At 60.8% G+C, this 22,971-nt stretch carries 22 protein-coding genes; 15 read left to right on the top strand and 7 right to left on the bottom strand.

Annotation, left to right across the window (positions count from 1 at the left end; translation table 11 throughout):
- From ACYZUM_RS17605 to ACYZUM_RS17565, 9 genes are all read left to right on the top strand, one after another.
- The gene (locus tag ACYZUM_RS17605) at positions 1–930 is read left to right on the top strand and encodes an electron transfer flavoprotein subunit alpha/FixB family protein (protein ID WP_473060934.1); all 930 of its coding nucleotides are present in this window, start codon (positions 1–3) and stop codon (positions 928–930) included.
- Positions 931–1,009: 79 nt separating this feature from the next.
- Positions 1,010–1,831 carry a substrate-binding periplasmic protein gene (locus tag ACYZUM_RS17600; RefSeq protein WP_473060933.1) on the top strand — a complete coding sequence of 274 codons (822 nt, stop codon included), beginning with the start codon at positions 1,010–1,012 and terminating at the stop codon, positions 1,829–1,831.
- Between the two features lie 9 nt (positions 1,832–1,840).
- A complete protein-coding gene (locus ACYZUM_RS17595) occupies positions 1,841–2,197 on the top strand; it encodes a DUF4398 domain-containing protein (RefSeq protein WP_047295606.1) in 357 nt (118 codons plus the stop codon).
- On the top strand, positions 2,194–3,006 hold the full coding sequence (locus tag ACYZUM_RS17590; RefSeq protein ID WP_108183461.1) for an OmpA family protein: 813 nt from the start codon (positions 2,194–2,196) through the stop codon (positions 3,004–3,006). The genes ACYZUM_RS17595 and ACYZUM_RS17590 overlap by 4 nt, the downstream gene beginning before the upstream one ends.
- 201 nt (positions 3,007–3,207) lie before the next feature.
- On the top strand, positions 3,208–4,647 hold the full coding sequence (locus tag ACYZUM_RS17585; RefSeq protein ID WP_003226969.1) for an aminotransferase-like domain-containing protein: 1,440 nt from the start codon (positions 3,208–3,210) through the stop codon (positions 4,645–4,647).
- A 78-nt stretch (positions 4,648–4,725) separates the two neighbouring features.
- Positions 4,726–5,220: a hypothetical protein gene (locus ACYZUM_RS17580; protein ID WP_041069280.1), complete on the top strand. Its 495-nt coding sequence runs from the start codon at positions 4,726–4,728 to the stop codon at positions 5,218–5,220.
- 165 nt (positions 5,221–5,385) lie between these two features.
- Positions 5,386–5,640 (top strand): YkgJ family cysteine cluster protein, encoded by a 255-nt coding sequence (locus tag ACYZUM_RS17575; protein ID WP_041069283.1) that lies wholly within the window; start codon positions 5,386–5,388, stop codon positions 5,638–5,640.
- A 41-nt stretch (positions 5,641–5,681) separates the two neighbouring features.
- Positions 5,682–6,287, top strand: coding sequence for an START domain-containing protein (locus ACYZUM_RS17570; protein ID WP_222018662.1), 606 nt, complete (start codon positions 5,682–5,684; stop codon positions 6,285–6,287).
- 311 nt (positions 6,288–6,598) lie between these two features.
- Positions 6,599–8,692, top strand: coding sequence for an LTA synthase family protein (locus ACYZUM_RS17565; RefSeq protein ID WP_041069289.1), 2,094 nt, complete (start codon positions 6,599–6,601; stop codon positions 8,690–8,692).
- A 57-nt stretch (positions 8,693–8,749) separates the two neighbouring features.
- Here ACYZUM_RS17565 and ACYZUM_RS17560 read toward each other — a convergent pair whose 3' ends face one another.
- The gene (locus tag ACYZUM_RS17560; RefSeq protein WP_169432680.1) at positions 8,750–8,908 is read right to left on the bottom strand and encodes a DUF3309 family protein; all 159 of its coding nucleotides are present in this window, start codon (positions 8,906–8,908) and stop codon (positions 8,750–8,752) included.
- A 323-nt stretch (positions 8,909–9,231) separates the two neighbouring features.
- Between ACYZUM_RS17560 and ACYZUM_RS17555 the strand changes: the two genes are divergently transcribed.
- The 3 genes from ACYZUM_RS17555 (at position 9,232) to csrA (ending at position 10,776) form a co-directional block, all read left to right on the top strand.
- A complete protein-coding gene (locus ACYZUM_RS17555) occupies positions 9,232–10,047 on the top strand; it encodes an SDR family oxidoreductase (protein WP_041069294.1) in 816 nt (271 codons plus the stop codon).
- Between the two features lie 63 nt (positions 10,048–10,110).
- Positions 10,111–10,443: a YnfA family protein gene (locus ACYZUM_RS17550; protein WP_003226957.1), complete on the top strand. Its 333-nt coding sequence runs from the start codon at positions 10,111–10,113 to the stop codon at positions 10,441–10,443.
- A gap of 147 nt (positions 10,444–10,590) precedes the next feature.
- On the top strand, positions 10,591–10,776 hold the full coding sequence (csrA, locus tag ACYZUM_RS17545) for a carbon storage regulator CsrA (RefSeq protein WP_041069300.1): 186 nt from the start codon (positions 10,591–10,593) through the stop codon (positions 10,774–10,776).
- Here the strand turns inward: csrA and ACYZUM_RS17540 are convergent.
- From ACYZUM_RS17540 to mnmC, 5 genes are all read right to left on the bottom strand, one after another.
- A complete protein-coding gene (locus tag ACYZUM_RS17540) occupies positions 10,773–11,000 on the bottom strand; it encodes a YheU family protein (RefSeq protein WP_003192759.1) in 228 nt (75 codons plus the stop codon). The two genes, csrA and ACYZUM_RS17540, sit on opposite strands and share 4 nt — an antisense overlap.
- 202 nt (positions 11,001–11,202) lie before the next feature.
- On the bottom strand, positions 11,203–12,393 hold the full coding sequence (locus ACYZUM_RS17535) for an osmoprotectant NAGGN system M42 family peptidase (RefSeq protein WP_041069309.1): 1,191 nt from the start codon (positions 12,391–12,393) through the stop codon (positions 11,203–11,205).
- A gap of 165 nt (positions 12,394–12,558) precedes the next feature.
- Positions 12,559–14,307 carry an N-acetylglutaminylglutamine synthetase gene (gene ngg, locus ACYZUM_RS17530; RefSeq protein WP_473060932.1) on the bottom strand — a complete coding sequence of 583 codons (1,749 nt, stop codon included), beginning with the start codon at positions 14,305–14,307 and terminating at the stop codon, positions 12,559–12,561.
- Positions 14,308–14,310: 3 nt separating this feature from the next.
- The gene (locus ACYZUM_RS17525; protein ID WP_473060931.1) at positions 14,311–16,083 is read right to left on the bottom strand and encodes an N-acetylglutaminylglutamine amidotransferase; all 1,773 of its coding nucleotides are present in this window, start codon (positions 16,081–16,083) and stop codon (positions 14,311–14,313) included.
- Positions 16,084–16,232: 149 nt separating this feature from the next.
- Positions 16,233–18,212: a bifunctional tRNA (5-methylaminomethyl-2-thiouridine)(34)-methyltransferase MnmC2/FAD-dependent 5-carboxymethylaminomethyl-2-thiouridine(34) oxidoreductase MnmC1 gene (mnmC, locus tag ACYZUM_RS17520; protein WP_473060930.1), complete on the bottom strand. Its 1,980-nt coding sequence runs from the start codon at positions 18,210–18,212 to the stop codon at positions 16,233–16,235.
- A gap of 337 nt (positions 18,213–18,549) precedes the next feature.
- On the opposite strand from mnmC, the gene pap reads away from it, so the two are divergent.
- Positions 18,550–20,064: a polyphosphate:AMP phosphotransferase gene (gene pap / locus ACYZUM_RS17515; RefSeq protein ID WP_041069320.1), complete on the top strand. Its 1,515-nt coding sequence runs from the start codon at positions 18,550–18,552 to the stop codon at positions 20,062–20,064.
- A 103-nt stretch (positions 20,065–20,167) separates the two neighbouring features.
- Positions 20,168–21,352 (top strand): thiolase family protein, encoded by a 1,185-nt coding sequence (locus ACYZUM_RS17510; RefSeq protein ID WP_473060929.1) that lies wholly within the window; start codon positions 20,168–20,170, stop codon positions 21,350–21,352.
- A 127-nt stretch (positions 21,353–21,479) separates the two neighbouring features.
- On the opposite strand, the gene ACYZUM_RS17505 is transcribed toward ACYZUM_RS17510, so the two are convergent.
- Positions 21,480–21,683 carry a DUF6316 family protein gene (locus ACYZUM_RS17505; protein ID WP_041069325.1) on the bottom strand — a complete coding sequence of 68 codons (204 nt, stop codon included), beginning with the start codon at positions 21,681–21,683 and terminating at the stop codon, positions 21,480–21,482.
- Between the two features lie 210 nt (positions 21,684–21,893).
- Here ACYZUM_RS17505 and ACYZUM_RS17500 point away from each other — a divergent pair, with 210 nt between their 5' ends.
- Entirely contained in the window at positions 21,894–22,853 is a 960-nt protein-coding gene (locus ACYZUM_RS17500; protein WP_473060928.1) for a DMT family transporter, read from the top strand.
- The last annotated feature ends 118 nt before the right edge of the window (positions 22,854–22,971 follow it).

The following is a 22,971-nucleotide window of genomic DNA, read 5'->3' as shown; positions in this document are numbered from 1 at the left end:
ATGACTATCTTGGTAATCGCTGAACACGACAACAAAGTGCTGGCCCCGGCCACGCTGAACACCGTGGCTGCTGCTGCCAAAATCGGCGGCGACATTCACGTACTGGTTGCAGGTCAGGGCGCTGGCGCCGTGGCCGAAGCTGCGGCGAAAATCGCAGGCGTGAGCAAAGTCCTGAGTGCTGACAATGCCGCTTACGCGCATCAGTTGCCGGAAAACGTTGCTCCGCTGGTAGCCGAGCTGGGCGCTGGTTACAGCCACATCCTGGCTGCCGCCACGTCCAACGGCAAAAACATCCTGCCGCGTGTTGCCGCTGCACTGGACGTTGACCAGATCTCCGAGATCATCTCGGTAGAAAGCGCCGACACCTTCAAGCGTCCGATCTACGCCGGTAACGCCATCGCTACCGTGCAATCGACCGCTGCGATCAAAGTGATCACCGTGCGTGCCACCGGTTTCGACCCGGTTGCTGCTGAAGGTGGTTCGGCGGCTGTTGAAGCCGTTGCTGCTGCGCACGACGCCGGCACTTCCAGCTTCGTCAGCGAAGAACTGGCCAAGTCGGATCGTCCTGAGCTGACCGCCGCCAAGATCGTCGTTTCCGGCGGTCGCGGCATGCAGAACGGCGACAACTTCAAACACCTTTACGCCCTGGCCGACAAGCTGGGCGCCGCCGTCGGTGCTTCCCGCGCCGCGGTCGACGCAGGTTTCGTACCGAACGACATGCAGGTCGGTCAGACCGGCAAGATCGTTGCGCCGCAGCTGTACATCGCCGTCGGTATCTCCGGCGCGATCCAGCACCTGGCCGGCATGAAAGACTCCAAAGTGATCGTTGCGATCAACAAGGACGAAGAAGCGCCGATCTTCCAGGTGGCCGATTACGGTCTGGTGGCGGATCTGTTCGAAGCAGTCCCTGAGCTGGAGAAGCTGGTCTAATCCGGCGGCTTCACTTATAAAGAGCCCGGCCTTCTGGTCGGGCTTTTTTTTGTCTCGAATTTGAGTGGGAGCGTTTGCCATGGATCTGCGCCGCAGGTTGTTATTGGGATTGATCCTGTTGCCGGGGATGGCTGCGGCTGCCGGCAAATGCGAGCGCCTCGTCGTTACCGGCAGTCCGGACGCGCCGCCGTACTTGTGGCAGGACCCGCAGAATCCCAAACATCTGATCGGCGCCAGTGCCGACCTGTTGCAGCAAGTGGCCAAGGATCTGGGGATCAAGGTCGAGCTGCTCTACGCCGGCAAACGCGCGCAGGCCCTCGACGAAGTGCGCAGCGGGCGCATGGACATGCTGGCGGACACGCCGCTGATGTTCAATGAGCTGGAGAATCTCGACTACGTCTATCCGCCGTTGCTCGAAAACGACTACCTGGTGTGGACGCGCAAAGGCTCGACGCTCGCCTACAGCGAAGCAAAAGACCTGCGCGGGCACGCTGGCGGGTTGTCGGAAAAGTCTCGAATGACCCAGGCTTTTGGCACTTTCGCCGAGCAGAATCTGACCCTGACCCGGACGGCAAACCTCACTCAGGCCTTTCAGAAACTTCTGCTGGGCGAAGTGGAATATGTACTCGCTGGGCGCTATTCGGGCATGGCTGCCGCGCAGGCATTAGGCATGGCCAATGATCTGCTGGCGTTCGAACAGCCGATTGACCGACCAGGATTGTTCCTCGCGGTTTCGCATAACTCGGCCTGCAACGATCCGTGGTTGCGCGGACAGCTCGCTAAAAAGATGACAGAATTGCCCGCGTCCGGACTGACCGAGGCCGCGCTGCAACGCAATATCGAGCGCTGGAAGGCCCAGCAGCAACAACCGCAGCCACCTGTCAGTGCCCCAAAACAGTAGGGATTCTTAGTGAGTATTCGACCTCTTTTCGCGGCCATGGCCGTTCTGGCCCTGGCCGGCTGCGCCAACGATCCGGCACCCCATGAGCAAATGCGCCTGACCGAGCAGGCCATCACCCAGGCCAAGGCCGTCGGTGCGACCGCCGATGAAATGCCGGAAATGAAACTGGCCGAAGACAAGTTCAACCGGGCCAAGGGCAACATGACCGACGAGTCTTTCAAGAACGCCCGCATGCGCGCCGAACAGGCCGAGCTGGATGCGCGTCTGGCCGAAGCCAAAGTGCTGACGCAAAAAAGCGAAGAGCAACTCAACGTGCTCAACACCCGCATCATCCGTCTGCGCAAGCAACTGGGAGATGCCCAATGAGCCTCAAGTCCAAAATCCTCGGCGGGATGATTCTGGCCGGTTGCGCAAGCCTCTATGGCTGCGCCGGTCAACACGGCGAAACCGCACTGCAACAGGCTGGCAGCGACTTTCAGAAGGTCAAGGAAGATTCCAATGTGCTGCGTATCGCGCCAAAGGATGTGATCCGCGCCGGTGAGTCGCTGGCCCGCGCCGATCGCCTGTCCACCTATTGGGGCAGTGGCGCGGACGTGGTGCATTACGCCTACTTGAGTCAGCGCTACAGCGAAATCGCTCGCGAACACACCAATCTGGTGCTCAACGAAGAGCGCGCGGCGAAGCTTGAACTGGAGCGTCAGCGTCTGCAGCTGGCCCTGCGCGAGTCCAAACTGCTGAGCGTGCAGCAGCAGGGTAAATGGCTTGAGGAACAGATCGTGGCGTTGGCCACTACGCAGACCGATCGCGGTCTGGTGATGACCCTCGGCGATGTACTGTTCGACACTGGCGAGGCGGAGCTGAAGAACTCGGCCAATCGCGTGGTGTTGAAGATTGTGCAGTTCCTGCAACTCAACCCGAAACGTGTGGTGCGGATCGAGGGTTACACCGACAGCACCGGTGGCAAACAGGAAAACCTCAAGCTGTCGCGTGATCGCGCGCAAGCAGTAGCCGATGTGTTGATGGACCTGGGGATTGAGGACAAGCGGATTCAGGTCGAAGGTTACGGTGACGAATACCCGGTGGACGCCAACGCTTCCGAGCGCGGTCGGGCACAGAACCGTCGGGTGGAAATTGTCTTCTCCGACGAAAAAGGCCAGCTCGGCGCCGCCCGTTGAGGGTTGCGTCTCTGGAAAGCCCGGCCTGTCATGCAGCGCCGGGCTTTTTTACGACTGTCGAATAGCACGCAAATCCGTACAGTTTTGGCTGACACTGCACTGTACGGTCGACTATGGTGGCAACTGTCCCAGTACACTTCTAAACTGTTCCGGTATTGTTTCACACAAGAATAAAATGCCCGTGAAATCGAGTGCTGCGTCATGACCAACCTCTTGCTCTACCAACGTATTGCTCAACAATTGGCGGAAGACATCCGGCGCGGTGTCTATCAGCCCGGAGAACGCGTGCCGTCGGTGCGCAAGATGAGTTCGCAGCTCAATGTCAGCCATGCGACGGTGTTGCAGGCGTATGCCAATCTCGAAGATCAGGGCCTGATCCGCGCACGGCCGCAATCCGGTTACTACGTGCACCAGACCCCGGCACTGACGGCGCCGACCCCGGACATCGCCCGGGTCGAGCGCCCAGGCCTGGTCACCCGCGCCAGTATCATTCAGCAAGTGTTGGTCGAGTCTCGCCGCGAGGGGGTTTTCCCGTTAGGCGCTGCGGTGCCGAGTGTCGATTACCTCCCGGTTCGCGCACTGCATCAGCAACTGGCCAAGGTCACCCGATTCCACAGCCCACGCGCCTTCAGCTACATGTTCAGCCCGGGTTTCGAACCGTTGCGCCGGCAAGTGGCGATCCGCATGCGCGACGCCGGGGTGGTGGTCGATCCGTCGGAAGTGGTCATTACCCACGGCTGTGTCGATGCGCTGCAGATGTCGTTGCGGGTGCTGACCCGTCCGGGCGATCTGATCGCTGCCGAATCGCCGACCTATTACGGTTTGCTGCAACTGGCCGATCTGTTGGGCCTGAAAGTGATCGAGATTCCCAGCGATCCGGCCACCGGCATGAGCCTCGAAGCCTTGCAACTGGCGGCCAACCAATGGTCGATCAAGGCTTTGGTTCTGACCACGCGCCTGAGCAATCCGCTGGGCGGCACCATGCCGGAAGAACGGCAGAAACAACTGCTGCGTCTGGCTTCGGACTTCGATATCCAGATCGTCGAAGACGATATCTATGGTGAGTTGATGTTCGAACAGGGCCGCACCAAAGCCCTCAAGGCTTACGATCGACTGGATCGGGTGATTTACTGCTCGAGCTTTTCCAAAACATTGTCGCCGGGCGTGCGCGTCGGCTGGATGATAGCCGGCAAGTATCAGCAGGAAATCCAGCGTCTGCAGACCTTCACCACGCATTCGGCGTGCAGCGTGACGCAGATGGCGATTGCCGCTTATCTGGAAAATGGCGGTTATGACCGGCATTTACGGTACATCCGCCAGGAATACCGGAAAAATCTCAGCGCGTTCCAGTTGGCGGTGCAGCAGTACTTTCCCGAAGGTACACAGATGACCCGGCCCACGGGCGGTTTCATCCTCTGGGTGAGTCTGCCGGGCAGGGTCAATACCCAGGAATTGCATGTCCGCGCATTGCAGCAGGGCATCAGCATTGCACCGGGGCTGATCTTCAGTAATACCGAGCAGTTCAATCACTGCATCCGCCTGAACTGCGGCACACCGTGGAATCGCGAGGCGGAAAGGGCGCTGATGACCCTCGGTCTGCTGGCGACTCAACTGTGCCAGGAAACGGCTGGCGGTTTCTGAACGAGGGGCGCGTCGTGCTTGTCTTGTGACGCCCAACAGGCGAGCATATGGCCCTCTGCCGTTAGTGTTGTAGGGTTCATGAAAGCGATTTTGCCTGCTGCCTGGATATTGCTTGGTGTGTTGATGATGGGCCATGCGCCCGGTGTCATGGCAGCTGCCGTTCAGGAAAAGCCCGCAACGTCCGCGCCGGCAAACAAACCGGCGGCGAGCAAAAAAGCCGTTGCGGATAACAAAGCTGCGGCTAAAAAAGCCCCACAGAAGAAAGCCGCCGCGGTGAAGAAACGGCCCCCGGTCGCGTCCAAGTCGAAACCGGCCAGTGAGGTGGTGAAAACCAGATTGCCGCCGGCCAAGCTGGATCTGAGCCTGCCCAAGGACATGGTCCAGCAACTAAAACCCGCCGGTACTGTATCGCTGCCCAAGCATGAGGCGATCCTGCCGCAGATGTTCGGCGAGAAAAACAGCGGCTTCCAGCTCAATGGTCGCCTGCTCAGCAACGAAATGCAGTTGCAGCTGCGCAACGATGAGCGCCGTGATATCGAAGGCGCAGCACTGGATTTCGAGTTCAAGCAATAAATTCAATCGATCCGTGACCCGCGAACCAGACGCTTTGTCGGAGACTGGTCAGTCACATTCAGTTATCGGTAAAAACCCCGGTGCAGGGAATTTGAAACAACCGTTTTAGCGGTTACTCTGTCCGTGTCTCATTAACACATTGCCCGTCGCGAGGACTTGCTCGTCATGAAATGCCGTGAAGGCTGTGGCGCTTGCTGTATTGCCCCCTCCATCAGTTCTGCCATTCCAGGCATGCCCAACGGCAAACCTGCCGGCGAACGTTGCGTGCAACTCTCGGTCGAAAACCTGTGCAGCATTTTCGGCCAGCCGGAGCGTCCGGCGGTTTGTTCAGGATTTGCCGCCGATGTCGAAGTCTGCGGCAGCAGCTCCGAGGAAGCGATCAAACTGATCGGCTGGTGGGAGCAGATGACGGCGGCGTGATGTGTCAAACGAACGGAACTTCAACAATAAGGAATAAGACTATGGGTTCGCTGCATCGTATCGCTGTGTTGTGTGGTTTGACCGCTGTGCTGGCTACTTCGGTGGCTCAGGCCGAGGACTGGAAGGTCGCAAAGGAACAGGACGGGATCAAGGTCTCGCTGGCTGAAGTACCGGGCTCGGATTACAAGTCCTATCAGGGCGTGACTCTGATGAAGACCACGGTGGCCAAACTGCGTGCCTTGCAGGAAGACGTGTCCGGAGCCTGTGCGTGGATCTACGAGTGCAAGGCCCAGAAGCTGCTCAAGCACGAGGGCGATCAGAGTTGGACCTATACGCAGTTCAACACGCCGTGGCCAGTCACTTCGCGTGATTCGGTGCTGCACATCACCACCGTGGAGGGTGCCGATGGCAGCCTGACCCGCAACCTCGAAGGCTTGCCGAAGTACATTCCCGAAGAGAAAGGCTTTGTGCGCGTCACTCAGGTCAAAGGCTTCTGGAAGTTCGTGCCGAAAGGTGATCAGGTCGAAGTGACCTATCAAGTGCACACTGAGCCAGGCGGCAGCGTACCGGCCATGGTTGCCAACAAGTTTGTGGTTGATGCGCCGTTCAACACCCTTAAAGCCCTGAAAGAACGCGCCGAGAAGTAATTTTTCGCGCTGACAGCAAAACGCCCCGACCGAATCGGGGCGTTTTGTTTTGTCGTTATATTGTGTTTCCAGATATGCGCTGCACGAAATTTTCACAAAGCGTTCCTGACAATTCGCCCGCGCAATGCGTGCTGTCTGCGAACGATTGCCTTTATGAAAGAGTCGGGCAGCGGGGCACTAATCAATGGCAATGCTGCCGGTGATCGTGCAACATTTGCGCACCGCGCACGCCCCGGCGCCTGGAATGGCCAATAGAGGGCATGGCGCCGCTGTATTTTGCAACTTCAACTTCCAATGGGTCCTAAAACGACATGGCAAACCCGGACGCCCTGAATCAGCAGCGATCTTCCACTCGCCTGCTGCAACCGACCGTCAAATCGCATCTGGCCTACACCCTGTTGTGTGCCCTGGTCATGATGGTGATGTTTTCCGTGCTGCGCCTCGCGCTGCTGGTCTACAACCGCGAGATGATCCTCGATACCCCGGCTTCGACCTTTCTCGAAGCTTTCGCCAACGGCCTGCGTTTCGACCTGCGCCTGGTGGTCTACGTCTGCGTCCCGTTGCTGCTGGCACTGTTCAGTGCGCGGGCGATGGCTGCGCGTGGCTTCTTCCGTCTGTGGCTGACCGTGGCGTCCAGCATCGCGCTGTTCCTCGGCCTGATGGAGATGGACTTCTACCGTGAGTTCCACCAGCGCCTCAATGGCCTGGTATTTCAGTACGTGAAAGAAGACCCGAAAACCGTGATGAGCATGCTCTGGTACGGTTTCCCGGTGGTGCGCTACCTGCTGGCGTGGGTGATCGGCACCGTGATCCTGACCCTGGCCTTCAAGGGCGCGGATCGTGCAACCCGTCCGCGCGGCCCGTTCAGCGGCGGCAACGTCGGCACCCGTCAGGTGGCGCCGTGGTACACCCGCCTGGCGGTGTTCGTGGTCTGCCTGCTGATCTGCGTCGTGGCGGCCCGTGGCACCCTGCGTCAGGGCCCGCCGCTGCGTTGGGGTGACGTGTACACCACCGAATCGAACTTCGCCAACCAGCTCGGCCTCAACGGCACGCTGTCGCTGATCGCCGCTGCCAAGGACCGCATGGGCGAGGATCGCAACAACATCTGGAAAGCCACGCTGCCGCAGGAACAGGCGCAGAAAGTGGTGCGCGAGATGCTGGTGATGCCGGACGACAAACTGGTCGACGCCGACATCGCCGCCGTGCGTCGTGACTACACGCCACCGGCCGACAAGACCCTGCCGATCAAGAACGTGGTCGTGATCCTCATGGAAAGCATGGCCGGTCACTCGGTCGGCGCCCTGGGCGCACCGGGTAACATCACGCCATACCTCGACAAACTGTCGAAGGAAGGCCTGCTGTTCGACCGTTTCTTCTCCAACGGCACCCATACCCACCAGGGCATGTTTGCGACCATGGCGTGCTTCCCGAACCTGCCGGGTTTCGAATACCTGATGCAGACCCCGGAAGGCAGCCACAAACTCTCCGGCCTGCCGCAGCTGCTCAGTGCGCGCAAGTATGACGACGTGTATGTCTACAACGGCGACTTCGCCTGGGACAACCAGTCGGGCTTCTTCAGCAACCAGGGCATGACCAACTTTGTTGGCCGTAACGACTTCGTCAACCCGGTGTTCTCCGATCCGACCTGGGGCGTATCCGACCAGGACATGTTCGACCGTGGTCTGGTGGAACTGAAGGCGCGGGAAAACGGCAAGCCGTTCTATGCGCTGCTGCAAACCCTGTCCAACCACACGCCGTACGCCTTGCCGACGCCTTTGCCGGTGGAGCGCGTGACGGATCGCGGCACGCTCAACGAACACCTCACGGCCATGCGTTACGCCGACTGGGCCCTGGGTCAGTTCTTCGAGAAGGCGCGCAAAGAGCCGTACTTCAAGGAAACCCTGTTCGTCATCGTCGGCGACCACGGTTTCGGCAACGAGCGTCAGATCACCGAAATGGACCTGGGCCGCTTCAACGTGCCGATGCTGATGATTGCGCCGGGCATTCAGGAGAAGTTCGGTACCCGTGACCACACCGTGGGCACCCAGATCGACATCGTGCCGACCATCATGGGTCGTCTGGGTGGCGAAGTGCGTCACCAGTGCTGGGGCCGCGACCTGCTCAACCTGCCGGCCGGCGACACCGGTTTCGGTGTGATCAAGCCGTCGGGCAGCGAGCAGACCACTGCCATCGTCACCGCTGACCAGATCCTGGTCTTGCCGAAAGAGAAGGAAATGGCACCGAAGATCTACCAGTACCAACTGGGCGCGAACCCTTCTGCCGAGATCATTCCGGACGCACCGCGTACCGCCGAATTGAAACTCAAGCTTGAAGCGTTCCTGCAAACGGCGACCAAGAGCCTGATGGACAACACGGCCGGTGTGATCAACGGCAAGCCGGACTGATAAAACCGCTGCATAAAAAAGAGGCCTCTGAGGGCCTCTTTTTTTTGTCTTGGGGTTTTATATCCTGCCAAGTAACAGCAAAACCAACAGCACCACCAACACCACGCCAATAATGCCCGAAGGGCCATAACCCCAACTTCTGGAGTGCGGGAAGACCGGCAGACCACCGATCAGCAACAGGATCAGGATAATGATAAGAATTGTGCCCATGTCGATTTCCTTGTTTATAGCGTTCGAGAAGTCTTGGTATTCAAGGGCGACTGGAGGCTAACTAATTCCAGACGGCTTACAAATTCCGACCGGTGCGTATGAAAGAAAATTCAATGTTTTTTTAATGTATTTGGATGACTCGTTTATTTCCTTTGAAGCGCAAGATCAAAAGATCGCAGCCTTCGGCAGCTCCTACATCAGTTCCCTGTAGGCGCTGCGTAAGGCTGCGATCTTTTGATCCTGTATTCAGCATTCTGATGGAGCGTGGGTGGCCAGTGTTCCTTCGCTACACTCGGCGCATCTCCTACAGAACAACAAGGCTGTCTGCTATGCAAAATCGCATGATGATCACGGGTGCGGGCTCAGGTTTAGGTCGCGAACTTGCACTGCGCTGGGCGCGTGAAGGCTGGCAGCTGGCCTTGTCCGACGTCAGCGAACCTGGCCTGCAGGAAACCCTGAAGCGGGTGCGCGAGGCCGGTGGCGACGGGTTCATCCAGCGCTGTGATGTGCGTGATTACAGCCAGCTAACCGCGTTTGCCCAGGCCTGCGAAGAGAAGCTCGGCGGCATCGACATCATCGTCAACAACGCCGGTGTGGCGTCCGGCGGGTTCTTCAGCGAACTGTCGCTGGAGGACTGGGACTGGCAGATCGCGATCAACCTGATGGGCGTGGTCAAAGGCTGCAAGGCCTTCCTGCCGCTGCTGGAACAGAGCAAAGGCAAGATCATCAACATTGCTTCGATGGCGGCATTGATGCAGGGCCCGGCGATGAGCAATTACAACGTGGCCAAGGCCGGTGTGGTGGCGCTGTCTGAAAGTTTGCTGGTGGAGCTGGCGCAGCAGGAAGTCGGGGTGCATGTGGTCTGCCCGTCGTTCTTCCAGACCAACTTGCTCGACTCGTTCCGTGGCCCGACGCCAGCCATGAAAGCTCAGGTTGGCAAGTTGCTGGAAAGTTCGCCGATCAGCGCAGCCGACATCGCCGACTACATTTATCAGCAAGTGGCCGCCGGCGAGTTCATGATCCTGCCGCACGAGCAGGGACGCATGGCCTGGGCGATCAAGCAGAAGAACCCGCAACTGATCTACAACGAAATGACCACCATGGCCGATAAAATGCGCGCCAAGGCCAAACAAACCAACGGCTGAACTTGCCCCATGGGTGTCGCGTCGTTAGGGTGGCCGCAATTGTCACCCTGTCGAGAGGCATCAATGCTCAATTACCTGTGGTTCTTCCTCGCGGCGCTGTTTGAAATCGCCGGTTGTTTCGCCTTTTTCATGTGGTTGCGCCAGGGCAAAAGTGCCTTGTGGGTGATCCCGGCGCTGCTCAGCCTGACGCTGTTCGCCCTGTTGCTGACCCGTGTCGAAGCGGCTTACGCCGGTCGCGCCTATGCCGCCTATGGCGGGATCTATATCGTCGCGTCGATTGGCTGGCTGGCAGTGGTTGAACGGGTACGTCCCTTGGGTTCGGACTGGATCGGCGTGGCGCTGTGCGTGATCGGCGCCAGTGTGATCCTGTTCGGGCCGCGGTTTAGCGCCGCGTGAGGCGAGACTGTTTAGCGATTTGCAGGAAACGTCTGACGGGCGCAGCGCTTGCGGGTGTAGGGCAAGACTGAATTGCTCGCCACGCATTGTAGAGCGGGCGCGCACCGCGCATCTTCAGGGCTGGCTAACCCTTGAAGGACGAACTCCATGCTTGTACTCAGCCGTGTTGTGGGCGAGTTGATTTCCATCGGTGACGACATTTCCCTGCGGGTGTTGTCCGTCAACGGCTCCAGTGTGCGCTTTGGTGTCGAAGCGCCGCAGAAGATCAATGTGCACCGTTCGGAAGTCTACGAGCGGATTCAGCGCAAACAGGCCACCGAGAAGGTCCGCTAGTCGAACAGGTGCTTGGGCACATCGTGTTTGAGCATCAGTTGGCATTGTTCGCTTTCCGGGTCGAAGACGATCAGCGCCTGGCCTTTGGTCAGCGCCTGGCGTACGCGCAGCACGCGGGTTTCCAGCGGCGTGTCATCACCGTTGTCGGTGCCATCGCGAGTGACAAAGTCCTCGATCAGGCGGGTGAGGGTGTCGACTTCTAGAGCGTCGTAGGGAATCAGCATGAGCACCTCGGTTCAATCAATGGCGGGATGCTACGGCGATTGGTGGCTGGCTGCCAGTTTTGTGTGGGCAGTATCGGCCCTATCGCTGGCAAGCCAGCTCCCACAGAGTTTGATGGTGTACACAAACAACTGAGCCACCCCAAAAACTGTGGGAGCTGGCTTGCCAGCGATGGGGCCAGTCCAGCCACCACGGAAGCCCGGATCAGCTGTCGGAGCGCTGCCCCACCAGACTGTCCACCGAAGGCACTCGCGTATCGCTCTCCATTTGCGTGTCATGCTCGATCTGGTGACTGAAGCGATCCAGCGAAGCATTGGCCGGCGCGGCATCGCTGGCAAATACCGGCGGACTCAGAATGTACGCTCCAAGCAAACGACTGAGCGCCGCCAGACTGTCGATGTGCGTGCGCTCGTAGCCATGGGTTGCATCACAACCGAAGGCGAGCAGGGCCGTGCGAATGTCGTGCCCGGCGGTCACCGCCGAATGCGCGTCGCTGAAGTAATAGCGGAACAGGTCGCGCCTTACCGGCAGTTCGTTTTCGCTGGCCAGCCGCAGCAAATGCCGCGACAGGTGATAGTCGTATGGCCCGCCGGAATCCTGCATCGCTACGCTCACCGCGTGCTCACTGGAATGCTGGCCCGGCGCGACCGGTGCAATGTCGATGCCGACGAATTCGCTGACATCCCACGGCAAGGCTGCTGCCGCGCCGCTGCCGGTTTCTTCGGTGATGGTGAACAGCGGATGACAGTCGATCATCAATTCCTGACCGCTGTCGACGATGGCTTTGAGCGCAGCGAGCAATGCCGCAACCCCGGCCTTGTCGTCGAGGTGACGGGCGCTGATGTGGCCGCTGTCGGTGAACTCCGGCAACGGGTCGAACGCCACCACGTCGCCGACACTGATGCCCAGTGAGTCGCAATCGGCCTTGGTTGCGCAGTAGGCATCCAGACGCAGTTCGACGTGATCCCAACTGATCGGCATTTCGTCCACGGCGGTGTTGAACGCGTGCCCGGAGGCCATCAATGGCAACACGCTGCCGCGAATCACACCGTTGTCGGTGAACAGGCTGACCCGGCTGCCTTCGGCAAACCGACTCGACCAGCAACCGACCGGAGCCAGGGTCAGACGGCCGTTGTCTTTCACTGCTCGCACGGCGGCACCAATGGTGTCGAGGTGCGCGGAAACGGCGCGGTCGGGGCTGTTTTTCTTGCCCTTGAGCGTGGCGCGGATGGTGCCGCGACGGGTCATTTCGAAAGGGATACCGAGTTCTTCCAGACGCTCGGCGACGTAGCGCACGATGGTGTCGGTGAAGCCGGTGGGGCTGGGAATGGCGAGCATTTCCAGCAGGACTTTTTGCAGGTAGTTCAGATCCGGTTCGGGGATTTGTGTGGTCATGGAAACTCCTGATGAGTTGAGGCGCATCGATGGTTTCGATGAGGGAATTTGTGTTGCCTGTCAGGGCCTCATCGCTGGCAAGCCAGCTCCCACAGTGATTGGGTACACCGGTAAACCTGTGGGAGCTGGCTTGCCAGCGATGGGGCCGGTTCAGGCTCTACATGATCAAGAAACAGCCGGCTGACTGTGCGGAAACAACAGATCGACAAATCGCTCTGCCGTCGGCTGCGGCTCGTGATTGGCCAGTCCGGCGCGTTCGTTGGCTTCGATAAACACGTACTCCGGCTGATCCGCCGCCGGCACCATCAAGTCGAGGCCGACCATTGGAATATCCAGCGCCCGCGCTGCGCGGACGGCGGCATCGACCAGGGTCGGGTGCAGAATCGCCGTAACGTCTTCCAGCGTGCCACCGGTGTGCAGATTGGCCGTGCGGCGCACAAACAGGTGTTCGCCTGCCGGCAATACAGTGCTGTAGTCATAACCGGCCGCATGCAGGGTGCGCTGGGTTTCGTGATCCAGCGGGATCTTGCTTTCGCCCCCGGTGGCGGCTTGCCGGCGTCGACTCTGGGCCTCGATCAGCGCACCGATCGAATGATGGCCGTCACCGACCACCTCGGCGGGACGACGAATCGCCGCCGCCACCACTTCAAAACCGATCACCAGAATTCGCAGGTCGAGGCCTTCGTGGAAGCTTTCCAGCAGTACGCGGCTGTCGAAACGCTTGGCGGCTTCGATGGCCTGCTGCACCTCTTCGATGCTCTGCAGATCCACCGCCACGCCCTGGCCTTGTTCACCGTCGAGCGGCTTGACCACCACACGCTGATGCTCGTCAAGAAACGCCAGGTTGTCGTCGGCGTTGCCCGCCAGTTGCTGCGAAGGCAGCTTCAGGCCGGCGCCTTTCAACACTTTGTGGGTCAGGCTTTTGTCCTGGCACAGACTCATGCTGATCGCGCTGGTCAGGTCGCTCAGCGATTCGCGGCAACGTACCCGGCGCCCGCCATGGCTGAGGGTGAACAGCCCGGCTTCGGCATCGTCCACTTGCACGTCGATGCCGCGTCGATGCGCTTCCTCGACGATGATCCGCGCATAAGGATTGAAATTGGCTTCCGGCCCAGGCCCGAGGAACAGCGTCTGATTGATGCCGTTCTTGCGCTTGATGGCGAAGGTCGAGAGGTTGCGAAAGCCGAGTTTGGCGTACAGGTTCTTCGCCTGACGGTTGTCATGCAGTACCGACAGGTCCAGATAGCTGAGGCCGCGACTCATGAAGTGTTCGATCAAGTGCCGCACCAGCACTTCGCCGACGCCGGGCCGCGAGCACTGCGGATCCACCGCCAGGCACCACAGGCTGCTGCCGTGTTCCGGATCGTTGAAGGCTTTCTGGTGATTGAGGCCCATGACGCTGCCGATTACCGCGCCGCTGTCTTCATCTTCGGCGAGCCAGTACACCGGGCCGCCCTGATGATGCGGAGTCAGGCGCGTGGCATCGATCGGCAGCATGCCGCGTGCCTGATACAGCAGATTGATTGCTTGCCAGTCGGCTTCGCTTTGTGCCCGGCGAATGCGGAAGCCGCGAAAGACCCGGGTAGCCTGGCGGTAATCGCTGAACCACAGGCGCAGAGTATCGGACGGATCGAGAAACAGTTGCGTCGGTTCCAGCCCGAGAATCTGTTGCGGTGCGGCAACGTACAGGGCGATATCGCGCTCGCCGGGCTGCTCGTTGAGCAGTTCCTGCGCCAGCGTCGCCGGGTCAGGAAAGGTGTGACCGATCAGCAGCCGGCCCCAACCGCAATGCACGGCGATGGGGTCGGCGCCGAGTTCACTGCCGTCTTCGGCCAGACGCGCCTGCAAACGTTCATACGACGGTGTCTGGCCGCGCAACAGGCGTTGATTGATAGCCGTGGCGTGAGGTTTCATCAATCAGATTCCTTGTTCACTGAGCCACAGGTTCAGGGCCGCCAGCTGCCACAGTTTCGAGCCGCGCAGAGGCGTCAGCTGGCCTTGCGGATCAGTCAGCAATTTGTCGAGCATGGCCGGGTTGAACAGGCCGCGATCCTGGCTCGGATCCAGCAGCAGTTCACGCACCCAGTTCAGGGTGTCGCCTTGCAAATGCTTGAGGCCCGGCACCGGGAAGTAACCTTTCTTGCGGTCGATCACTTCGCTTGGAATGACCAGACGCGCCGCTTCTTTGAGCACTTGTTTACCACCGTCCGGCAGCTTGAACTGACCGGGAATCCTTGCGGAGAGCTCAACCAGTCGATAATCGAGAAACGGCGTGCGCGCTTCCAGACCCCAAGCCATGGTCATGTTGTCGACGCGTTTGACCGGGTCGTCCACCAGCATCACCGTGCTGTCCAGACGCAGCGCTTTATCGACCGCGGCCTCGGCGCCGGGTTGGGCGAAGTGTTCCTTCACGAAGTCGCCGGCTGCGTCGTTGGCGGTCAGCCATTTCGGCTGCACGGTGGCGGCGTAGTCGTCGTAGCTGCGGTCGAAGAACGCCGCGCGATAGGCCGCGTAGGGATCGGCCGCACCGTCGACCTGCGGGTACCAGTGATAACCGGCGAACAGTTCGTCGGCGCCCTGGCCGCTCTGCACCACTTTGCAGTGCTTGGCCACTTCGCGCGACAGCAGATAGAAGGCGATGCAGTCGTGGCTGACCATCGGCTCGCTCATCGCGCGGAACGCCGCGGGCAGTTGCTCGATGATCTCTTTTTCGTCGATGCGCAATTGATGGTGCTGCGTGCCGTAGTGTCTGGCGATCAGATCGGAATACTGGAATTCGTCACCGCGCTCGCCGCCGGCGTCCTGGAAACCGATGGAGAAGGTCGACAGGTTCTCCACGCCGACTTCACGCAACAGGCCGACAAGCATGCTCGAATCGACACCGCCGGAAAGCAGCACGCCGACATCCACCGCCGCCCGTTGACGAATCGCCACCGCTTCGCGGGTGCTGTCGAGCACGCGGTCGCGCCAGTCTTCGAGGGTCAGGTGTTTCTCATCGTCGTGCGGGCCGTAGGGCAGGGTCCACCAGGTTTTCTGTTCGGTGCGGCCATCGGCTTCAACGCGCATCCAGGTCGCTGGCGGCAGCTTTTCGATGCCCGCGAGCAAAGTGCGTGGAGCCGGCACCACTGCATGGAAATTCAGGTAGTGATTGAGCGCCACCGGATCGAGGATCGGGTTGATGTCGCCGCCCTTGAGCAGCGCCGGCAGGGCCGAGGCAAAGCGCAAACGCTGGCCGGTGCGCGACAGGTACAAAGGCTTCACGCCGAGGCGGTCACGGGCGATGAACAGGCGCTGGGCATCGCGCTCCCAGATGGCGAAGGCGAACATGCCGTTGAGTTTTGGCAGCAGCGCTTCACCCCAGGCGTGGTAGCCCTTGAGCAGCACTTCGGTGTCGCCACCGGAATAGAAGGCATAGCCGAGCGCTTCGAGTTCGGCACGCAATTCCGGGAAGTTGTAGATCGCGCCGTTGAAGGCCAGCGACAGGCCCAATTGGCTGTCGATCATCGGCTGCGCCGAGCCGTCCGACAGGTCCATGATTTTCAGGCGACGATGGCCGAGGGCAATCGGCCCTTGGGCATGGAAGCCCCACGCGTCGGGGCCGCGAGGGGCCAGGTGATGGGTGATTCGCTCTACCGCTGCAAGGTCTGCAGGTTGATGATCAAAACGTAACTCGCCAGCTAATCCGCACATAAAGTCCTTACCGGTTTTTCCGTTGGGGAGGGGGCATTCAAGTCAGGCCAAAATGGCCGGTACTCAGAAACTGACCCGCTGCAGATGTGGGAGTTTTAGAACGATGAGTTATAAGAGGGGGCGACTGACCAGCGGCCAGCCGCCGTTTTTCATTTGCCGCGAATCAACGTGCGCAACGCGAAACGGTTGGGATGGCAGGCCTCGGCGACACTTTTCGGCAGCGGCAGCGGCTCGTTGTCCAGCCACGCCGCGAGCAGTTCGCCCGACAGCGGCGCGGTGATCAGCCCGCGTGAACCATGGCCGCTGTTGACGTACAGGCCATCGAGCCACGGGCAGGCGATGTCCGGCACTTGTCGCGCATCCTTGCTCAACGCGGCATAGGCCTCGGCGAAGGCTTCGCGATCGGCGAGGGGGCCGACAATCGGCAGATAGTCAGGACTGGTGCAGCGAAATGCGGCGCGTCCTTCCAGAGTTTCCGGGGGCAGCTCATTGATGTGCAGACGCGCTACCAAATCGCTGGAGATCTCTTCGAGCATCGCCAGATTGCCCAGGTGTTCGGCGGTGGTCGGTGTCAGGTCGTCGCTGTTGAAGTCGAAACTGGCGCCGAGCGTGTGTTCGCCCAGACGTGCCGGGGCGACATAACCTTCGGCGCAGACCACAGTGCGCAGCGCCTGACTCTCGGCGGTTTGCGGCAGGCGCGTGATCTGCCCGCGAATGCGCTTGAGCGGCAGCTCGGCACTTTGCGCAAAGCGTTTGATCTCCGCCGCGCCGGCCAGCACCACCACCGGCGCGCTGGCGAGCACCCGTTCGCCGTCGAGGGCTTGCCACTGTCCCTCGACCTTGCGCAGTTCCAGCGCATCGTGATGCTTGAGCAGTTCGATGTTCGCCTGCGCGGCTTGCGCCTGGCACAGCGCGGGCGGATGCACCCAGCCCCCTTCGGGGTAGAACAGCCCGCCGTGTGCCACCGCAATCCCGGCTTGGATTTCGGCTTGCGGCTGATCGAGCCAGTGCACCAGGTCTTCCGGGAAGGCCGCGGCCAGTTGCGCCTGACGCTCGGCTTCCTTGGCGTTGAACGCCAGTTGCAGCACGCCGCAATCGTCCCAGTCGGTGCCGCGTTGCAGGGTTTCCAGCAGGCGGCGGGTGTAGCCGAAGCCGCTGACGATCAGTTGCGACAACGCCGTGCCGTGGGCCGACAGCTTCAGGTACAGCACGCCCTGTGGATTGCCTGACGCTTCCTGCGCCACCTCGGCATGCCGCTCCAGCAGACTGACCTGCCAACCGCGCGCCGCGAGACTGGCGGCCGTGGCACAACCGGCCAGTCCGGCGCCGATCACCAGCGCCCGACGTTCAGCGGTCAGCGGAGCAGGGCGGGCGAACCACGGTTTGTCCGGCAGCGGTGGCGCGACATCCTGCGGCCAGCCGAGAAATTCGCCGCGCAGGATCTCCCACTTGTGGCCGATGCCCGGGGTGCGTTTCATCTTGAACCCGGCGGCGTTGAGCAAACGCCTGACCCAACCGGTGCTGGTGAAGGTGCTGATGGTCGAGCCGGGGGCGGCCAGTCGAGCCAGTTCGACGAACAGTTCGGCGGTCCACATGTCGGGATTTTTCGCCGGGGCGAAACCGTCGAGAAACCACGCGTCAATCTGCGCATCGAGTTGCGGCAGCTGCTCCAGCGCATCGCCGATCAGCAGCGTCAGCGTCACTCGGCCATTGCCCAGAATGATCCGCTGAAAGCCCTGATGGATCGCCACGTAATGCTTGAGCAACTGATCGGCCAGCGGCTTGAGCTCCGGCCACAGGGCCAGCGCCCGTTGCAGATCCGCCGGACTCAACGGGTACTTTTCGACACTGACAAAATGCAGCCGCGCACCGGCTACTGCGTGCTGCTCGAACAGTTGCCAGGCGCAGAGAAAATTCAGCCCGGTGCCAAACCCGGTTTCGCCGATCACCAGTCGCCCGTGCGCCGGCAACGCGGCAAAACGCTCGGCCAGGCGATTCTGTTCGAGGAACACGTAACGGGTTTCATCCAGCCCCGACTGGTCGGAAAAATACACATCGTCGAACACCCGCGAGCGCGGGCGTCCCTGGTCATCCCAGTCGAGTTGGGCGTGGGGCAGTACAGGTTTCATGGCAGGCTCGGCAACGACAAGGCGGCCATTCTAGCCGATCGGGCGGAGGGTGCTTGATCCATGGCAAGTGATCCTTGGATCGAATGCAGGATCATCACCGGCTTTTGTGGCGAGGGAGCTTGCTCCCGCTGGGGTGCGAAGCAGCCCCAAAACCAGCGATCGCAATTTGTCTGGAGGACGGTGGCTGCAGGTCTTGCGACTGCTGCGCAGCCGAGCGGGAGCAAGCTCCCTCGCCACAGTTTGTTCATTCATCCCAATTGCCATGGTGTGCGGAATTTCTCCGCCGTGCCCGTGCCCAATCCGCTAGTCTTGCTGAATCCTGGAAGGAGCCGTCCCCATGTTTGAATCCGCCGAAATCGGCCATGCCATCGACAAAGAGACTTACGACGCGGCTGTGCCTGCCTTGCGTGAAGCACTGCTGGAAGCGCAGTTCGAGTTGCAGCAGCAGAAGCGTTTCCCGGTGATCATTCTGATCAACGGCATCGAGGGCGCCGGCAAGGGCGAGACCGTCAAGTTGCTCAACGAATGGATGGACCCGCGTCTGATCGAGGTGCGCACCTTCGATCAGCAGACCGATGAAGAACTGGCGCGGCCACCGGCGTGGCGTTACTGGCGGATGCTCCCGGCCAAAGGACGGATGGGCGTGTTCTTCGGCAACTGGTACAGCCAGATGCTTCAGGGCCGGGTTCACGGCCTGTTCAAGGATCCGCGTCTGGATCAGGCGATCAACGCCGCCGAGCGTCTGGAAAAGATGCTCTGCGATGAAGGCGCGCTGATCTTCAAGTTCTGGTTTCACCTGTCCAAGAAACAGATGAAAGCGCGGCTCAAGGCGTTGGCCGACGATCCGCTGCACAGCTGGCGCATCAGTCCGCTGGACTGGCAGCAATCGCAGACCTACGACAAGTTCGTCAAATACGGCGAGCGCGTGTTGCGCCGCACCAGCCGCGACTACGCGCCCTGGCACATCATCGAAGGCATGGACGCCAACTACCGCAGCCTCGCGGTGGGCAAGATCCTGCTGGAGGGCTTGCAGAACGCGCTCAAGCGTCCTGAGGTGCATACCGAAGAGGTCAACGCCGCCCCGTTGGGCACTGCCGTCGACGAACTCAACCTGCTCGACAGCCTCGACCTGAACCAGCAGCTGGAAAAGAAAGATTACGAAGAACAACTGATCACCGAGCAGGCGCGGCTGTCCGGGTTGATGCGTGACAAGCGCATGCGTCGCCATGCGTTGGTGGCGGTGTTCGAAGGCAATGATGCGGCGGGCAAGGGCGGGGCGATTCGCCGGGTGGCGGCGGCGCTCGATCCGCGTCAGTACAGCATCGTGCCGATTGCCGCGCCGACCGAAGAGGAGCGCGCGCAGCCGTATCTGTGGCGCTTCTGGCGACATTTGCCGGCACGCGGCAAGTTCACCGTGTTCGACCGCTCGTGGTATGGCCGGGTGCTGGTGGAGCGGGTCGAGGGCTTTTGCAGCCCGGCCGACTGGTTGCGCGCCTACAGCGAGATCAATGACTTCGAAGAGCAGATCGCCGACGCCGGGGTCATCGTCGTCAAGTTCTGGCTGGCGATCGACAAGGACACGCAGATGGAACGTTTCCAGGCCCGCGAGCAGATCCCGTTCAAGCGCTTCAAGATCACCGAGGACGACTGGCGTAACCGCGACAAGTGGGATGCCTACCGCGCCGCCGTGGGCGACATGGTCGACCGCACCAGCACCGAGATTTCGCCGTGGACGCTGGTCGAGGCCAATGACAAACGCTGGGCGCGGGTCAAGGTGCTGCGCACGATCAACCGAGCACTCGAAGAGGCGTTCGAGAAGTCCGACAAGCGCGCGAAAAAACACAAGGACTGAGCCGATGGGCACGCATACGCGGGGTGAATGATTGTCGCGGTCGGCGGCGGGGTGGACTTATCCTCGGTTGACTCTCCTCCGACAACAACAATTGAGGTATGCCATGCGTGAAGTGGTGATCGTCGACAGCGTGCGGACCGGCCTGGCCAAGTCCTTTCGCGGCAAGTTCAACCAGACCCGCCCCGACGACATGGCGGCCCATTGCGTCAACGCGCTGCTGTCGCGCAACGACATCGACCCGGCCAGCGTCGAGGACTGCATTGTCGGGGCCGGCTCCAACGAGGGCGCGCAGGGTTACAACATTGGTCGCAACGTGGCGGTGCTCTCGCGGCTGGGCACCCATGTGGCCGGCATGACCCTCAACCGTTTTTGCTCCTCGGGTTTGCAGGCGATTGCGATTGCCGCTAACCAGATTGCTTCCGGTTGCAGCGACATCATTGTCGCCGGTGGCGTTGAGTCGATCAGCCTGACCCTGAAAAGCGTCAACACCGATCACCTGATCAATCCGCTGCTCAAGCAGCAGGTGCCGGGCATCTACTACACCATGGGCCAGACCGCCGAAGTGGTTGCGCGCCGTTATGACGTGAGCCGCGAGGCCCAGGATCGTTACGCGCTGCAAAGCCAGTTGCGCACTGCCCAGGCACAGGCGGCGGGGCTGTTCAATGACGAAATTGTGCCGATGGCGGTCAAGTACCGGGTCGAGGACAAAAACAGCGGCGAGGTGCAGATCCTCGACGGCATCGTCGATCGCGACGACTGCAACCGCCCGGACACCACTTACGAAAGTCTCGCCGGACTGAAACCGGTATTTGCCGAAGACGGCTCGGTCACCGCCGGCAACTCGTCGCAGCTGTCCGACGGCGCGTCGATGACGCTGGTGATGAGTCTGGAGAAAGCCCTGCAACTGGGGCTCAAGCCGAAGGCGTTTTTCCGCGGCTTCACCGTGGCCGGTTGCGAGCCGGACGAAATGGGCATCGGCCCGGTGTTCTCGGTGCCGAAACTGCTCAAGGCCAAGGGCCTGCAAGTGGCGGATATCGATCTGTGGGAACTGAACGAGGCGTTTGCTTCGCAGTGCCTGTATGCCCGCGACCGGCTGGAGATCGACAACGAAAAATACAACGTCAACGGCGGCTCGATTTCCATCGGCCACCCGTTCGGCATGACCGGCTCGCGGCAGGTCGGGCATCTGGTGCGTGAGTTGCAGCGGCGCAATCTGCGTTACGGCATCGTGACCATGTGCGTGGGGGGCGGGATGGGTGCGACGGGATTGTTTGAGGCTGTTCGGTAAGCCTGGGGATAATTGTCGGCATTCAAGCCGTCATCGCTGGCAAGCCAGCTCCCACAGGTTCTGAAGGTGTTGCCTGTATTTGTGAACACTCTGGAACACTGTGGGAGCTGGCTTGCCAGCGATGGGATCAACCTGATGACCGGTTGGAATCCAGAAGCTGCATCCGCGCGATGTACGCTTTTATTTCCTGCTCAGCCTTCTCCGGGGAAGCGAACGGCCCTTCAAGGGTGTTCTCCCGCGTGCAGAAAAACAGTTCACCATTGACCCTACACATCCGCTCGCTGCGAAAGTGGGTGGCGGGGGCGCTGTCCTGGGCGCGCATTCCATACATGATCGGCCTCCTTGGTTGATGCGCTGAAAGGGATCCAATGAGCTTATGCCTGAAGCACTTGGCGCGCCCGGTCAGCCGATCAACGGCAAAACGTCAATTTAATGCTGCGACCTGCACAGTTTCATTCGCGGCCTGGCCGGAACTGTCCCTGTGTTGCGCCTGCGCGCGGGCCTAGAATGACCGCTCTCGTCAGCAGGCTTTGGGGTTCGCATGCACATTTCATCCGGTCGCTGGGTCTACGGTCTGTTCCTGGCGCTGCTGACGGCGTTCTTGTGGGGCATCCTGCCGATCAAGCTCAAACAGGTGTTGCAGGTGATGGACCCGATCACCGTGACCTGGTTTCGTCTGTTGGTCTCCGGTGGTTGCCTGTTTATTTATCTGGCGTCGGTCAAGCGTCTGCCGAGCCGCAAAGTCCTCGGCCCCCGGGGCGGCTGGCTGGTGTTGATGGCGGTGCTCGGGCTGGTGGGCAACTACGTGCTGTACCTGATGGGGCTCAATCTGCTCAGCCCCGGCACCGCGCAACTGGTGGTGCAGATGGGGCCGATCATGTTGCTGATCGCCAGCCTGTTTGTGTTCAAGGAGCGCTTCAGCATCGGTCAGGGCATGGGGCTGGCAGTGCTGCTGATCGGCTTCGTGCTGTTTTTCAATCAACGGCTGGCCGAGTTGCTGACGTCATTGTCGGACTACACCGCCGGCGTGTTGCTGGTGCTGTTGGCCTCGACCGTCTGGACGTTCTACGCGCTGGGCCAGAAGCAATTGCTCACGGTGTGGAATTCGTTGCAGGTGATGATGGTGATTTACCTGTTCTGCGCTTTGTTGCTGACGCCGTGGGTGCATCCGCTCAAAGCGCTGGAATTGAGCCCGTTGCAGGGCTGGCTGCTGCTGGCTTGCTGTATGAACACGCTGATTGCCTACGGTGCATTTGCCGAGGCGCTGGCGCATTGGGAGGCGTCGCGCGTCAGTGCGACGTTGGCGATCACGCCGTTGGTGACCTTTGGCGCGGTGGCATTGGCGGCGTGGATGTGGCCGGATTATGTGCATGCCGAACAGATCAATGGTCTGGGCTACGGCGGCGCGGTGCTGGTGGTGCTGGGGTCGGCGCTGGTGGCGCTGGGGCCGTCGTTGATTGCCGGGCTGAAGGCGCGGCGGATGCGGATTGCAGCCAGTTAGACCGCGCTGCTCCCATTCGCGAGCAGGCTCGCTCCCACATTAGAACGCTTTTCCAACATGAGAATGCGGTCGACTGTGGGAGCGAGCCTGCTCGCGAAGGCGGCCTGTCAGGCGCTAC

The organism is Pseudomonas sp. m6p (genome assembly GCF_055760375.1).
The sequence above is the reverse complement of the archived record's forward strand: the minus strand, read 5'-3'. Positions and strand labels throughout refer to the sequence as shown.